The following is a 1,294-nucleotide window of genomic DNA, read 5'->3' on the forward strand; positions in this document are numbered from 1 at the left end:
GCCGGGCCGTCGCCCTTCGAGGGCCGCTGAAGAAGCGGCCACCTCAGGGTGACGGTCTGGGATCGAAACCCGGCTTCCCCACCGCGAAGGGCGGTGATAGCGTCGGTCCATGACTTGGTCCTTCCTGCTCACCTCGCTCATCGTCGTCGCGTCGCCTGGTACCGGCGTGCTTTACACGCTGGCGGCGGCGCTGACCCGCGGCTCCCGCGCCAGCGTGGCGGCCGCGTTCGGCTGCACGCTCGGCATCGTGCCGCACATGGCGGCGGCGATGCTGGGGCTTGCCGCCGTGCTGCACACCAGCGCGCTCGCCTTCGCCGTGCTGAAATGGTGCGGCGTCGCCTATCTGCTCTACATGTCCTGGCAGGCGCTGCGCGAGACGGGGGCGCTGGCGGTCGACGGCGAAATCCGCGAGCGCTCGAACGGCCGCGTTGTCGTCACCGGTATCCTGATCAACATCCTCAATCCAAAACTGTCGATCTTCTTTCTCGCCTTCCTGCCGCAGTTCATTGCGGCGGACGAGGCCCATGTGCTGGCGCGCATGATGGAATTGAGCGGCGCGTTCATGGCGATGACGTTCGCGGTGTTCGTGGTCTACGGCCTTTGCGCCGCCGCGGTGCGCGAGCGCGTCATCTCCCGCCCGCAAGTCATGGCCTGGCTGCGCCGCAGCTTTGCCGCGGGCTTTGCCGCACTCGGCGCCAAGCTCGCTTTGTCGGAGCGGTAGGCTCTTCGTCAGCTCTCGAAAAGTCTCGTCATGCCCGGGGCCTTCGCCGCGCCGAAGCGGCTTCGGCCGCGCAGGCGGGACAAGCCGGCCATGACGCCATCAGAGCGGGGGCGCCTCGAAGACTCACTCAACAAAAAAGCGGGCCTTGCGCCCGCTACCTTCAAACTCTTCGACCCGACGCCCGGGCGGAGCTCAGTCCACCCGGGCAAAAGAAACAGAAGCCTCGTTACTTCTTCTTCGCCTTCTTGGCCTTTTTCGCCTTCTTCTTCACCGCCTTCTTCGCTTTCTTAGCCATAGTATCCTCTTAGGGGTTAATGGTGGAACGCGACACGAGGGATGCTCGGCGGAGGGCCAGCCTCGCAACATCCTCGACGACAAACTCAGCAGATTCGCAGGTCTCTGCCCCGCACCGTCATATCTCCGTCATCACGTTATCCACAGCTCAGATGCATTTTCGGGTGATTTTGCCGCGCGAATCCGCTTGGCGCGCGCCCGTTGCACCGCCCTCGCGCCCGTCGCAGGCTTGCTTAATGCTTCCGGAATCCGTCCGCAGGATTCATCAATCCAAAACCA

General features: G+C 64.4%; 1 protein-coding gene. It reads left to right on the top strand.

From position 1 onward, the window contains the following. Window positions 1-109: 109 nt before the first annotated feature. Entirely contained in the window at window positions 110-721 is a 612-nt protein-coding gene (locus JHD07_RS30880; RefSeq protein ID WP_291629010.1) for a LysE family translocator, read from the top strand. Window positions 722-1,294: the final 573 nt, after the last annotated feature.

This window comes from Bradyrhizobium sp. (genome assembly GCF_016462955.1).
Lineage (GTDB): Bacteria > Pseudomonadota > Alphaproteobacteria > Rhizobiales > Xanthobacteraceae > Bradyrhizobium.